The 13,047-nt window shown below is 71.0% G+C and carries 12 protein-coding genes; 7 read left to right on the top strand and 5 right to left on the bottom strand.

Annotated features, from left to right (window positions below):
• Nucleotides 1-2: 2 nt before the first annotated feature.
• On the top strand, nucleotides 3-884 hold the full coding sequence (locus AB0C28_RS36875) for a hypothetical protein (RefSeq protein ID WP_358080206.1): 882 nt from the start codon (nucleotides 3-5) through the stop codon (nucleotides 882-884).
• On the opposite strand, the gene AB0C28_RS36880 is transcribed toward AB0C28_RS36875, so the two are convergent.
• Nucleotides 877-1,494: a helix-turn-helix domain-containing protein gene (locus tag AB0C28_RS36880; protein ID WP_357853342.1), complete on the bottom strand. Its 618-nt coding sequence runs from the start codon at nucleotides 1,492-1,494 to the stop codon at nucleotides 877-879. The two genes, AB0C28_RS36875 and AB0C28_RS36880, sit on opposite strands and share 8 nt — an antisense overlap.
• 34 nt (nucleotides 1,495-1,528) lie before the next feature.
• The gene (locus AB0C28_RS36885) at nucleotides 1,529-1,951 is read right to left on the bottom strand and encodes a hypothetical protein (protein WP_358080207.1); all 423 of its coding nucleotides are present in this window, start codon (nucleotides 1,949-1,951) and stop codon (nucleotides 1,529-1,531) included.
• Nucleotides 1,952-2,055: 104 nt separating this feature from the next.
• Between AB0C28_RS36885 and AB0C28_RS36890 the strand changes: the two genes are divergently transcribed.
• Together AB0C28_RS36890 and AB0C28_RS36895 are read left to right on the top strand one after the other, a co-directional pair.
• Entirely contained in the window at nucleotides 2,056-2,673 is a 618-nt protein-coding gene (locus AB0C28_RS36890) for an HAD family hydrolase (protein ID WP_357853500.1), read from the top strand.
• Nucleotides 2,674-2,765: 92 nt separating this feature from the next.
• On the top strand, nucleotides 2,766-3,161 hold the full coding sequence (locus AB0C28_RS36895) for a cold-shock protein (protein WP_326634559.1): 396 nt from the start codon (nucleotides 2,766-2,768) through the stop codon (nucleotides 3,159-3,161).
• A gap of 18 nt (nucleotides 3,162-3,179) precedes the next feature.
• Here AB0C28_RS36895 and AB0C28_RS36900 read toward each other — a convergent pair whose 3' ends face one another.
• Complete coding sequence (locus AB0C28_RS36900; protein ID WP_358080208.1) at nucleotides 3,180-4,847, bottom strand: MFS transporter; 1,668 nt, start codon at nucleotides 4,845-4,847, stop codon at nucleotides 3,180-3,182.
• A 128-nt stretch (nucleotides 4,848-4,975) separates the two neighbouring features.
• Here AB0C28_RS36900 and AB0C28_RS36905 point away from each other — a divergent pair, with 128 nt between their 5' ends.
• Nucleotides 4,976-5,776, top strand: a complete 801-nt coding sequence (locus tag AB0C28_RS36905) for a DUF3027 domain-containing protein (RefSeq protein ID WP_357853336.1) — start codon at nucleotides 4,976-4,978, stop codon at nucleotides 5,774-5,776.
• Nucleotides 5,777-5,841: 65 nt separating this feature from the next.
• Nucleotides 5,842-8,877 carry a hypothetical protein gene (locus tag AB0C28_RS36910; protein WP_357853333.1) on the top strand — a complete coding sequence of 1,012 codons (3,036 nt, stop codon included), beginning with the start codon at nucleotides 5,842-5,844 and terminating at the stop codon, nucleotides 8,875-8,877.
• A gap of 102 nt (nucleotides 8,878-8,979) precedes the next feature.
• On the opposite strand, the gene AB0C28_RS36915 is transcribed toward AB0C28_RS36910, so the two are convergent.
• Both AB0C28_RS36915 and AB0C28_RS36920 read right to left on the bottom strand, forming a co-directional pair.
• The gene (locus tag AB0C28_RS36915) at nucleotides 8,980-10,470 is read right to left on the bottom strand and encodes an alpha/beta hydrolase (protein WP_358080209.1); all 1,491 of its coding nucleotides are present in this window, start codon (nucleotides 10,468-10,470) and stop codon (nucleotides 8,980-8,982) included.
• 145 nt (nucleotides 10,471-10,615) lie between these two features.
• A complete protein-coding gene (locus AB0C28_RS36920; RefSeq protein WP_346110691.1) occupies nucleotides 10,616-10,828 on the bottom strand; it encodes a DUF2530 domain-containing protein in 213 nt (70 codons plus the stop codon).
• Nucleotides 10,829-10,912: 84 nt separating this feature from the next.
• Here AB0C28_RS36920 and AB0C28_RS36925 point away from each other — a divergent pair, with 84 nt between their 5' ends.
• The gene (locus tag AB0C28_RS36925; protein ID WP_346110692.1) at nucleotides 10,913-12,352 is read left to right on the top strand and encodes an NCS2 family permease; all 1,440 of its coding nucleotides are present in this window, start codon (nucleotides 10,913-10,915) and stop codon (nucleotides 12,350-12,352) included.
• Between the two features lie 230 nt (nucleotides 12,353-12,582).
• The gene (locus AB0C28_RS36930; RefSeq protein WP_357853326.1) at nucleotides 12,583-13,035 is read left to right on the top strand and encodes a MarR family transcriptional regulator; all 453 of its coding nucleotides are present in this window, start codon (nucleotides 12,583-12,585) and stop codon (nucleotides 13,033-13,035) included.
• The last annotated feature ends 12 nt before the right edge of the window (nucleotides 13,036-13,047 follow it).

Genomic DNA, 13,047 nt, shown 5'->3' on the forward strand with positions numbered 1-13,047 from the left:
GCGTGATAGAGCGCGCGGACCAATTGGTGCTGAACTACGTCTCTCAAGCCGCCGACGCGGCCCACGGCGTGCTCAGGGCCGATCAGCGGCTCGACTTCGCCAGACGGCTGCGGGCCAGGATCGAGGTCGAGCGGGGCGGCAGCCAGAACGCCCGCCAGGTGGCCAAGGTGCTGGCCAGGTTCGGCGATCCGGCCGCGCTCGTCGAGCGTGAGGCGCGCAGGCTGGCCGAGGCGGGCGTCGCCACCGCGCGGGATCCGGCGGGCGTGGGCGCCGGGGCCGTCGCGAGGCCGGTCAGTGGGCCGGCCAGTGGACCGGCCGGCGGGCCTTCCGGCGGGGGAGCCACGCGGCCCTTGCCGGCCGTGACCGACGAGGAGGCGCCGCCCGGCGTGCGGGCGTACCGCAGGATCGCCCAGGACAACCTCGGCCGGCGGCAGGGCATGGGGCTGCCGTTCGCCGGGCTGCGCAGGGCGGCCATGTCCAGCGCCAACCCGATGGCCACCGGCGGCAGGGACGCCAGGACCATCGTCAAGGAGCACCCGCGCGACACGGCCGCGCTCGCGATCCTGGTGGTGGCCGCGCTGCTGGTGCCGTTCGACCTGCCGGCGGTGGCCATCTTCCAGGTCCCCCTGGTGGTGTGGGCCGTGGGCGCGGCGATGGTGCTGTTCAGCGACGCCTGGAGCGTGCGCGACCGGTTCGTCGGCGCCGGCGCGCCGCTGCTCGGCTACGCCGTCGGCGGCGTGCTCATCGGCGGCCTGCGGGTGGGGATCGAGGCCGGGATGGCGGCGTTCGTCACGCAGTTCTTCGACGTCAGCGGCACCATGTTCATGATCGGTACGGGTGCGGGCGTCCTGTGGCTGGCCTACCGCCTGCTCGACGTCAGCTGACCGGCGCCGGGCTGGGCAGCAGGCCGACGGCCAGCCGTACCCAGGCGGCCACGAACTGGTCCTTCTCCGCGTGTCCCGGCAGTTCGCCCACGGTCTCCTGGAAGAGCCGGTAGTGCACCACGGCACCGCCGAGCACGGTCGAGATGCCCGACCAGTCGAGCTTGGCGTCGTGGTATTCGGGCTGGGCCTTGAACCAGGTGACGATGGCGTCGAACATGGGCTGGAGCAGCCCCTCGCGGACCACCGCGACCAGCTCGGGGAACTGGCTCAGGTCGCGGAAGAACACCCGGGTCAGCTCCGACTCCTCGCGCACCTTCGCCAGCCCGGCGCGGCACACGTGGGACAGGCGCACCTCCAGGTCGACCGAGGACTCCATGGCGCTCAGCTCGGCCAGGCTCTCGGCCACCTGGATCCGGGTGCGGCTGGCGTGCTCGTTGATGGCCGCGGCCAGCACCTCGTACTTGGACTTGAAATGCCGGTAGAGCCCTCCGGCGCCGGGCGAGAGCCCGGAGGCGGCTTCGATCTCGGCCACCGACGTGGCGGCGTAGCCCCGCTCGGCGAACAGCCGCAGGGACTCATCGATGATCCGCTCACGTGTCGATCTGGTCATGTCTGTGCTGATACCTCCGTAAGGAGAGTAGTCGTTATGGGGCGGCGCGCCGGACCAGGCTCGCCAGGGCGGAACCGATGATCAACCAGACCACCGCGGCCAGGCCGTAGTTGACCAGCGTGGTCAAGCGCGGATCGGCGAACTGGAACAGGTTGGCCAGCCCGAGGGAGAGCGTCGAGGCGAGGGTCTCGACGAACCGGTACCAGACGTTGGCCGGGTTGGCGCTGAACACCGTGAAGACCGCGTGGAGCACCAGGGCCAGCGCGGCGACCCTGCTGGCCAGCCGTACGAGGTAGACGAGGGCGCCCACGACGCGCTGCCACACCGTCAGCACGGGCCCGCCGGGGCGGGCCGGGCGATGCGGCCTGGGCTCAGGCCGCGTCAAGGGCGGCTGGGGTGGGGCCGAGGAGGCGACGAGCCGGTCTCCGCTGTGCGGCGGCTGGGGGGTGTCGGTCACGGCCACTCCTCTCCGATAAGTAATTCCTTTCTTCCCATTCCCATGCTCTCAGAACAAGGCCCGTTACGCGGGGTAGGGGGAGGTTTGGGATCCTGCTCTCTGTGATGACTTCGGTGGGATTCGACCTTGACATGACATTGGCGGACACGCGGTCGGGCATAGCGGCCGTTTTCGACGAGCTGGCCGTGCGTTTGGGCGTGCCATTCGACAGTGCGGCGATCGTACGGCGACTGGGGCCGCCGCTGGAGATGGAGCTGGCCAACTGGCTGCCCGCTGAGGAGGTCGAGGCAGCCGCCGACCTCTATCGAGAGATATATCCGGAAATGGGGGTGCCGAGCCATACCGCGATGGCGGGCGCGTACGAGGCGGTCGAAGCCGTGCGCGCCGCCGGCGGCCGGGTCATCGTGGTGACCGGCAAGAACGCCCGCGACGCCGTCGGCACCCTCAAGGTGCTGGGCCTGGACGTGGACGAAGTGGTCGGATCGGTTTTCGCGGCCGCCAAGGGATCGGCACTCGCGCGCTTCGGCGCGGCGGCTTATGTTGGTGACCATGTCGCCGACATCGAGGCCGCACGCGCCGGCGGCGCCGTGAGCGTGACAGTCGCGACCGGCCCTTACACGGTGGGAGAGCTGCGTGATCACGGAGCTGATGTGACGTTGGGCGACCTGACCGAATTCGCCGCCTGGTTCAGCACATGGCGCGAGCATCATGAAGTCCGGTAAATGCACCGCATTTACCCGGTCGCCCTGGCGCTTCGCGGGGCATAACCTACATCCATCCGTCCTCCTTTCGACTGTTTGAACGAGGTCCTCCTGTGCCGAGTGGCAAGGTCAAGTGGTACGACGCCGACAAGGGATTCGGCTTCCTCACCCGCGACGACGGCGGTGAGGTCTTCGTGCATTCATCCGCGCTGCCCACAGGTGCGGGCCCGCTGAAGCCCGGCCAGAAGGTCGAGTTCGGCGTGGCCGAGGGCCGTCGGGGCCAGCAGGCGCTCTCCGTCAGGATCCTGGAGCAGCCGCCGACGCTGGCCAAGACCAAGCCCAAGGGCAAGCGGAAGAAGCCGGACGAGATGGTGGTCATCGTCGAAGACCTCATCAAACTGCTCGACGATGTCTCCACCTCCTACCAGCGCGGCAAGCATCCCGACGCGGCGCACGCCAAGAAGATCGCGCAGGTGCTCAGGGCGGTCGCGGACGACCTCGACGCATGAGCCGCCGCCGTTCCCCGCTCAGCCGTGCGGGTTGGTGAGCGGCTTGGTGGGATCGACCCCACCACCCCGCTGCTCACCGGGACCGGGCTGGTGGCCGGGCTGCGGATCGGGCCGGACGTCCGGTCGGCGGTCGGGCCGGGGGCCGGGCTTGGCATCGGACTGAGGATCGGGCCAGGGATCGGGCCGGCCATCGGGCTGTGCGTCGGGCCGGAGGTCGGAGGCCACTTCGGCTTCGGCTTCCGCCCGTTGCCGGCGTAGTTTGCGTTCGGTCTCGCGTACGCGGCCTCTGCGCGAGACCAGCAACCAGCCGAGCGCCGCGATGAGCGCGACCGCCAGCGCCACCAGCCCGGCCGTGCTGCTCCGCGTGAGCGAGAGCACCAGGCCCACCAGCCCGCCGAACACCCAGGCGAGCTGCAGCACCGCCTCGACCACGCCGAACGTGGACGAGCGCACCTCCTCGCCGATCTCCCGCTGCACGATCGCGTCGAGCGCCAGCTTGCCCAGCTCCTGGGCGAACGCCGTGACCAGGGCGATGGCCAGCGCGGTCCACACCCCGAAGAAGACGGCCGTGACGCCGGCCGTCACCGCGGTCACCGCCAGCGTGACCAGCACGATGAGCTGCGGTGAGTTGTTGCGCGTCCAGTTCGCGACCGCGGCGCCCACCAGGCCGCCCAGCCCGGCCGCGCCCGCCAGCAGCGCGATCGTCTTGGGGATGTCGAAGAACGGGTCGCGCGCCCACGGCTCGGCGGCCGCCAGCCACGGCACCGCCTCGTCCTGCACCAGGAACAGCAGGAAGAACAGCAGGAAACCGGAGAAGACGCGCAACGCCAGGTTCGCCCAGACGGCCTCGGCCACCGCGGGGCCCACCTTGAGCAGGGTGCGCCAGCGCGGGGGCCCGCCCTCCTCCTCCAGGTCGGGCGAGTCGATATGGCGCGGCAGCCGTACGGCGGCGACGCCGAGCAGCAGGAAGGCCACCATCGCCACCCGCAGCACCACCGCGCTGCCGACGACGGCGGTCAGCCCCGCGCCGACCGGCACCGCCACCCCGGCCGCGACCAGCGTGAACAGCGCCACCCGCGCGTTCGCCGAGACGAGCCCGATGTCGGCGGGCAGCACGCTCGGCATGATCGCCGCCCGCGACACGTTGTACGACTTAGACAGAACCAGCACGCCCAGCGCCCCGATGAACAGCGTCGGCAGGTCGCCGGGCCCAACAGCCGCCGCCATGGCGAAGCACAGCAGCCCCCGACCGAACAGCGTGCCCGCCATCACGTAACGCCGCCCCGACCTGAACCGGTCGAGTATCGGCCCCACGAACGGCGCCAGCAGCGCGAACGGCAACATCGTGATGACCAGGTAGAGGGCCACGGAGCCGCGTGCCTCGCCGACGGGCACCCCGAAGAAGACCGTGCTGGCCAGCGCCACCGTGACGAGCGCGTCACTGGCGCTGTTGCCCGCCGACAGCTCGATCAGCCGGCCGAGCCCGGTGCGGCCGGCGCCGTTGGCGTAGGTGAGCCGGCGGGTGGCCTGGCCGACCTTCCTGGCGCCGCTCGCGGTGGCTTTGCCCGCCCGCGCGGTGCCGGTGGCCGTGGCCCTGCCCGCGCGCACGGTGGCGCGGCCCGCGTCGGCGGCGCCGCGCGCCATCCGCCGCGAGACCTCGCGTGCCCGGTCCCAGCCACCCTCCACGCCTACCAGTCTTACCCGATCCGCGGGCGATCTCTGAGCCGGATCCGCCGTTGTGGGCCCCCGCACGTCCCGGGATGGGTGAGAATGAAGAGTGTGAGCGAACAGCACCTTTCGGCGGAGCTGGCCCGATGAGCCGCACCCGGGCCCGCGTCTCCGCTCCCGACCAGGCCTGTGTCGCCGCGGTCGATCTGGCTCGCGCCGCGGCCGAGGAGCTGGCGCGGCCGGGCGAGCCCGGCGAGCACCTCGGCTACGAAAGCGAAGGCGACCGGATCGTCACCCACTATTTCGCCTGCCTCGACCGCGCTTATCGCGGCTGGCGCTGGGCGGTCACGGTGACCCGAGCCTCGCGGGCGAAGAAGGTCACCGTCAGCGAGGCCGTCCTGCTGCCCGGCACCGGCGCGCTGCTGGCGCCCGAGTGGCTGCCGTGGAGCGAGCGGCTGCGTCCCGGCGATCTCGGCGTGGGCGATCTGCTGCCGACCGCGGATGACGACGACCGGCTGGCGCCGGGCTTCACCGAAGTCGACGACGACACCGACAGACAGATGGTTTTCGAGTACGGCCTGGGCCGGGCCCGTGTGCTCTCGGCCATTGGCAGAGACCGGGCTGCCAGACGCTGGCACGCGGGCGAGCACGGGCCACACACACCGATCGCACACGCCGCTCCCGCGCAGTGCTCCACCTGCGGCTTTTACTGGTTGCTCTCGGGTGAGCTCCGGCTGTCGTTCGGGGTCTGCACCAACGAGTACGCGCCGGACGACGGCAAGGTCGTCGCCGCCGACCACGGCTGCGGTGCCCATTCCGAGGCCGCGGTGCTGCCGCCGCCGGTCGAGCAGGCCATCCCGATCCTCGACGACCTGGGCTACGACCTCATGGAGGAGGAGGCCGGCTCGGTCGACGAATCCGCATCGGAGGAGCTCGGGCATTCCTGAGCCTGAGTGTCGGTGCGGGCCGCTAACCTACGGTGGCCCCCTACCCTCGACCAGGATCGTGATCGATGAGCGACACCTACGGCACTGACCGGCTGCGCGCAGCCGTCCTGTCTGCGTGGACGGCCTCGCCCGCCCGGTTCCGCGAAGACGCCAACGCGGAGGAGGACTTCGCGCTCGGCGGCTACCGCGACCGGCTGATCGTCGAGCTGGCGCAGAATGCCGCCGACGCGGCGCTGCGGGCGGGCGTGCCGGGGGTGTTGCGGCTGACGTTGCGCGGTGACGTGCTGACGGCCGCCAACACCGGCGCCCCGCTCGACGCCACCGGCGTGGAGAGCCTGTCCACGCTGCGCGCCTCGGGCAAGCGTGACGAGGCCGGCGCGGCGGGCAGGTTCGGCGTCGGATTCGCGGCGGTCGTGTCGGTCTGCGACTCGCCCTCGATCGGCTCGCGCGGGGCTCCTGCCGTGCGCTGGTCCCGTACGGAGACCGCGGCCATCGTGGCCGAGCTGCCCGCGCTTTCGGGCGAGCTGGCCGACCGGGGCGGGCACGTGCCGCTGCTGCGGCTGCCCTTCGACGAGCCGCCCCTCATCGACATCCCCGACGGCTTCGACACCCTCGTCCGGCTGCCGCTGCGCGACCAGACGAGCGTGGAGGCGGTGCGGCGCATGCTGGCCGAGGCCGGTCCCGCGCTGCTGCTCGGCCTGCCCGCGCTGGAGAGCATCGAGATCGACGTCGACGGGTCCACCCGCGCGGTGGTCGCCGACGGCTGGCACGTGGTGTCCGACTCCGGGGTGTTCACCCCCGAGGAGGTCGCCAGGCTCTTCGCCGACCGGCCCACGGAAGAGCGCGCCCGCCCCTTCTGGTCGCTGCGCTGGGCCGTTCCCGTGACCGGCACCGGCGAGCCGGGCGCCCTGCCCGCCTCCGTGCCGCCCGTGGTGCACGCCCCGACGCCCAGCGACGAGCCCATCGACCTGCCCGCGCTGCTCATCGCCTCGTTCCCGATGGCCACCGACCGGCGCCACGTGGCCAAGGGGCCGCTGACCGACTTCCTGGTCGAGCGGGCCGCCGACGCCTACGTCCGCCTGCTGCGCGAGCTGCCCCGCACGTCCAAGCTGCTCGATCTGGTGCCCTCGCTGATGGGCAAGGGCGAGCTCGACGCCCGGGTGCGCAGGGCGGTGCTGCGGCGCCTGCCCGACACGCCGCTGCTGCCCGCCCTGTCCGCGCCCGCGCCCGTCGTGCAGACGCCTTCCTTCGCCGACGCGCGGGTCTACGAGCCCGACGCGGAGTGGCAGGTCGAGCAGCCCGCGCCCGAGCCCGAGGGCGACGGCTGGGTGGTGCCGGGCCGCGAGGCGGCCGTCGTGGCCTCCGCCTCGGCCGAGCTGCTCGACACGGTCGCCGGCTTCGTGCCGGGCCTGCTGCCCGCCGGCTGGCCCGCCCGCCATCCCGCCATGACCGCGCTCGGCGTGCGCAGGGTCGAGCTGGCCGACGTCGTCGACCTGCTGTCCGGCGAGGCCGCCGAGGCGCGCGAGCCGTCCTGGTGGCGCGCGCTCTACGAGGTCCTGCCCGCCGACGACCCCGAGTCGCTGGGCGCGCTGCCGGTGCCGCTGAGCGACGGCAGGCTCGTCCGCGGCCCGCGCGGCACGCTGATCCTGACCGACGGCGGGGCCGAGCTCGACCTGTCGCCGCTCGGGCTGCGCATCGTGCACCCCGAGGCGGCCCATCCCGCGCTGCTGCGGCTCGGCGCCGCCGAGGCCACGCCCAGGACCGTGCTCGACGACCCGCTGACCAAGGCCGCCGTCGCGCAGTCGCTCGACAGCCCCGATCCCGAGCCGGTGGCGCGGGCCGTGCTGTCGTTGGTGGAGGCGTCCGGGCTGGCGCCCGGCGAGGCGCCGTGGCTGGCCGAGCTGGCCCTGCGCGGCAGCGACGGCGAGCTCTACCCTGCCGGTGAGCTCATGCTGGCCGAGGGGGCGCTGGCCGGGCTGCTGGAGTCCGACACGCATCTCGGGGTGGCCGCGTCCGAGCTGGAGGAGACCTACGGCGCGCGGGTGCTGGCGGCGGCGGGGGTGCTCGACGGGTTCGCCGTCGTGCACGAGCCCGACGTGCTGCTCGACCCCGACGACTGCGACCACGACCTCGACGGTGAGGCCGACTGGCTCGACCACGTGCTCGACCTGCTGCCCGAGCTCGACGTGCCGCCGCTGGTGCCCGAGTTCCTGGCGGTGCGCGACCTGGAGCTGGTGGCCGACTGGCCGGCCGCGCTCCGGCTGCTCACCACGCCGCCGCTGCGGGCCGCGCTCCACCCGCTGCGCGTCGAGGGCGTGGAGGTGCCGTCCTACACGGCCTGGTGGCTGGCCAATCACGCCGTGCTGGACGGGCGCAAGCCGCTGGAGCTGCGCCTGCCCGGGGCCGACCCGCTGCTGCAGGGCCTCTACGCCGACGCGCCCACCGGGCTCGACGAGGCCGCGCTGTCGATGCTCGGGGTCCGTACGACGCTGGCCGAGCTGCTGGCCTCCCACGGCGGCCCGGAAGAGCTGCTCGACCTGATGGCCGACGAGTCCATCGAGGTCGACCGGGCCCAGTTGCGGGCCCTGTGGACCGCGCTGGCCGCCGTGGACCCGTCGCGGGTCGCGCCGCCGTCGCGGGTGCGGGCCGTGCTCGAAGGGGCCATCGTGGTCGCCTCGGCGGACGACGCCGTCGTGGTGGAGGCGCCCGACCTGCTGCAACTGGTCAGAGAGCGGCCGCTGGTGCTGGCCTCCTACGACCTGGCCGAGTCGCTGTCCGAGCTGCTCGACCTGCCGCTCGCCGGTGAGCTCACCTCGGGCGAGGTCACCTCCGAAGGGGTCAGGCGTGACGTGCCCGCCGAGGTCAGGTCCCTGCTGCCCACCACGCCGGCCACGTATGTGGAGCACGAGAAGCTGCTGGTCGACGGGGTGGAGTGCGCTTGGCGGTTCTTCGAGGGGGACGTGCACTGCACCGGGGTCGACGGGCTGGCCAGGGGGCTCGCCTGGGCCACCGGGCAGTGGAACGACCGGCTCGCGGTGGCGGCGCTGCTGCGCGACCCGGGCTCGGTGCCACTCCTGCTCGCGGAGGCCGACCTGTCCTGAGCGCCGACCTGAGCGCGAGGGTCCGGTGATTTGTGCTCTTTGACAGGCAAGAGCCGGGGAGGCGCCCCCATACGGCCTCCCCGGTGCGTCGTGCGGCGCCGGTCAGGCGGCGCAGGTGGTGCCGTTCGACGGGAGCTTGCCGTCCAGCAGATAGGCGTTCACCGTCTTCATGACACAGCCGTTGCCGGTCAGGTAGGCGCCGTGGCCCTCGCCCTCGTAGGTCACCAGGACGCCCGTCTTGAGCTGGTCCATCAGCTTGCCGGCCCACTGGTACGGCGTGGCGGGGTCGCCCTTGCCGCCGATGACCACGATGGGCGCCGAGCCGGTGGCATCGATGCGCTTGGCCGCGTCGTCCCCGAACACCTGCCAGTAGGCGCACGCTCCGGTGGCCCCGTCGAAGGAGAGGATCGGGAAGATCTTCTTCACCTTCTCGTTGACCCGGGCGGTCTCCGCGGCGTTCGGCCGCTCGGTGTTGTCCGCGCAGTTGATCGCCGCCAGACTCGCCATCATCGTCGAGTACGTCCCGTCCGCCCTGCGCCCGGTGTAGGAGTCGGCCAGGGCGAGCAGGATGGTGCCGTTGCCCTTGATCGCGGCGGCGGTCGCCTGCTCCAGCACCGGCCAGGTCTGCTGCGAGTACAGCGGCGTGATGATGGCCAGTTGGCCCAGGCCGTTGGTGAGCTCGCGGTCCCCGACCTTGAGCGGCTTGGTCTTGAGCCCCTCGACGAAGTCCGCGACCGTCTTCTCCACCGCCGCCGGATCGGCGCCCAGCTCGCAGCTCTTGGCCACGCAGTCCTTGGCGAACGCCGCGAACGCCTGGGCGAAGCCGGACGCCTGGATGACGGCCCGCTCCTCGAACGTCACGGTCGGGTCGAAGGCTCCGTCCAGGACGAAGCGGCCGACCTTCTTGGGGAACTGGGTGGCGTAGACGGCGCCGAGATGGGTGCCGTACGAGAAGCCGAAGTAGTTGAGCTGTTCGTCCCCGAGCGCGCCGCGCAGGAGGTCGAGGTCCTTGGCGGCGTTGACGGTGCCGACGTGCGGGAGGATCTTGCCGGATTCCTTCGCACAGGCGGCGGCGTACTCCTTCACCAGCGCGTCCTGGTCGGCGTCCGGGTTGGAGGTGAGCAGATCCTCGGTCTCGTCGCCGCACGTGACGCCCGAGCTGCGGTCCACGCCGCGCGGGTCGAAGCTGACCAGGTCGTAGCTCTTGCCCAGGCCGGCGAACGCCGTGGCGGCCATGGCCAGGGTGTCCACGCCCGAGCCGCCGGGGCCGCCGAAGTTGAAGACCAGCGAGCCGGCGCGGTCGCCGGTGGCCTTGATGCGGATGAGCGCGAGGTCGATCTTCTCGCCGTCCGGCTTGGCGTGGTCGAGGGGGACAGGGAGCTTGCCGCACTCGACGTTGGCGGCCGGGGTGGCCGGCTTGCCGTCGGGTCCGATGAGGTCGGTGCACGCGCCCCAGGCCACCGTGCCCGTGCCCGTGCCTGTGCTGGTGGCCGCCGGCTTGGTGCTGTCGCCCGCGGGTGCTGAAGTGCCGCCGGTGCCGCAGGCGGTGAGGACCGCGGCTCCCAGGAGAAGGGTCACTATGGGCTTCTTCATGCATCAAGGATGGGATGGCAGGCATACGCCGATGTAGTGGGTGGAAACACCACTTGCAGATGACTTCGGCGAACAGCCGGACATGACGAATGTCAGCTCCCGTAGGGAACGACCTGTCAGATCCGGGGCGCCGCGAGCTGGGCGGTCAGCCGTTTCTGGGGCGGCGGACGAACCAGAGGCCGAGCAGGCCGAAGGCGATGCCGGTCACGCAGGTCCAGATCCACCACGAGTTCTCCGGGGCGGGGCGGAAGATCAGCAGGGCGACCAGCGCGACGGCCCAGGCGGCCGTGCCGATGGCGACGGCGGCGGTGTCGTTGGTCTTGATGGGCTCCGGATCGGGATGCCACTGCTGCTTCACGTTGTCCAGCCTAGCTTCCAATCGGGTCTCGATCTCATCACTGGCTCTTTTCGCAGTTCACCACCTACTGTCACCCTTCGCGTCGTGAGCGACACACGTAATGCAATCGATCGTTTCTTCGCGATCTCCGCACGAGGTTCGACCGTCTCCCGTGAGGTACGGGGAGGCTTGGCCACGTTCTTCACGATGGCCTACATCGTGGTACTCAATCCCCTGATCCTGGCCAACGGCAAAGATGTGACCGGCGAGTTCATCGGTGACGGCACGACCCCGAACGTGCCGCTCGTCGCCGCGGGCACGGCCTTCGTGGCCGGTGTGCTGTCGATCCTCATGGGGGTCGTCGGCAAGGTGCCCTTCGCGATGGCGGCCGGGCTCGGCCTGAACGCCTTCGTCACCTTCAGCATCGCCTCCGTGATGACCTGGGAAGAGGCCATGGGCCTGGTCTTCCTCGAAGGCGTCCTCATCACGATCCTGGTGCTGACCGGGTTGCGGACGGCCGTGTTCCACGCCATCCCGGCCCAGCTCAAGACCGCCATCAGCGTGGGCATCGGGTTGTTCATCGCGTTGATCGGCTTCGTGGACGCCGGATTCGTCCGCAAGGGCGCCGGAACGCCGCTGGAGCTGGGCATCGGCGGCAACCTCACGTCGTGGCCGATCTTCGTGTTCATCGTCGGGTTGCTGGCCACGGCCGCGATGGTGGCGCGCAAGGTCAAGGGCGCCATCCTCATCGGCATCGTCGGCACCACGGTCCTGGCCGTCATCGTCGAACTGCTGGCCAAGGTGGGCCGCGCCTCGGCCGACAATCCGGGCGGCTTCCAGCTCAACCTGCCCGCCGTGCCCGACCAGATCCTCGGCTTCCACAACCCGCTCGTGCTCTTCACCGAGTTCGACCCGTTCGGCGGGTTCGTCCGTGTGGACGTGCTGCTCGCCGGGTTGTTTGTGTTCACGCTGTTGATCACGGACTTCTTCGACACCATGGGCACCATCGTGGGCGTCGGGCGGCAGGCGGACCTGGTGCAGGAGGACGGGACGCTGCCGCGTACCAAGCAGATCCTGCTCGTCGACTCGCTGGGCGCGGCGGTGGGCGGCGCGGGCTCGGTCTCCTCGAACACCACCTACATCGAGTCGGCCGCCGGCGTCGGCGAGGGCGCTCGCACTGGCCTCGCCAGCGTGGTCACGGGGCTGCTGTTCCTGGTGGCCATCTTCTTCGCGCCGCTGGTCCAGGTGGTGCCGTACGAGGCCGCCGCCCCCGCGCTGGTGCTGGTCGGGTTCATGATGATGACCGCGGTACGGGACATCGACTGGAACGACTTCGAGATCGCCATCCCGGCGTTCCTCACCGTGGTGCTCATGCCGTTCACGTACTCGATCTCCAACGGCATCGGCGCCGGCTTCATCACGTACGTGCTGATCAAGGTGGTGCGCGGCAAGGCGCGGGAGATCCACCCGCTGCTGTGGGGCGTGGCCTTCCTCTTCGCGCTCTACTTCGCGATCGGCCCGATCAGGGCGCTGCTCGGCATCTGACCACCCGCTCGATTCGGCCGGCACGTCGAGCACGTTGTGTACGTTGAGCACGTCACGGCGGGTCGAGCCGGGTCGAGCTGGCCGAAACCCCTAGAAACCCCTAGAAACCCCTCGAAACCGATCGAAGCCGCTCCGCGCAGGCGGGGCGGCTTCGAGGTATCAAGGGATCAGACGAACGTTCTGTACGGAAATATCCCACCATGCCGTATAGTTAGCAAAGGTAATGACTCATGCTAACCAAACCCCAGCCCAAGACGAACCTGCGCAGCGACGCGGGTCTCGCTTCAGCCCTGCGCGTTTCACTCGCAAGGCTGAACCGACGCCTACGACGACAGGCGGCAGTGCACACACTGACTCCCACCCAGTTCGCGACGCTCGCCGCGGTGGAACGGCATTCCGGGATAACCCCCGGCGAATTGGCCGAGCTCGAGAAGGTGCAGCCGCCCTCGATGACCCGCGTGATCGCCGCGCTAGAGGAGCGTGGCCTGGTCGCCCGCAGCCCGCATCCGACCGACCGGCGGCAGGTGACCGTCTCGGTGACCGAGGCCGCCGAGAAGCTGCTGAAGGAGGAACGACGCCGCAAGGAAGCGTGGCTGACGCAACGACTGAAGGAGCTGTCTCCGGAAGAGAGGGCGATCCTCAGGCAGGCGGCGCCGCTGCTGGAGAAGCTCAGCAGGATATAGAGCCTGAAGAAC

This window comes from Nonomuraea sp. NPDC048892 (genome assembly GCF_040649735.1).
Taxonomy (GTDB): Bacteria; Actinomycetota; Actinomycetes; order Streptosporangiales; family Streptosporangiaceae; genus Nonomuraea; species Nonomuraea maheshkhaliensis.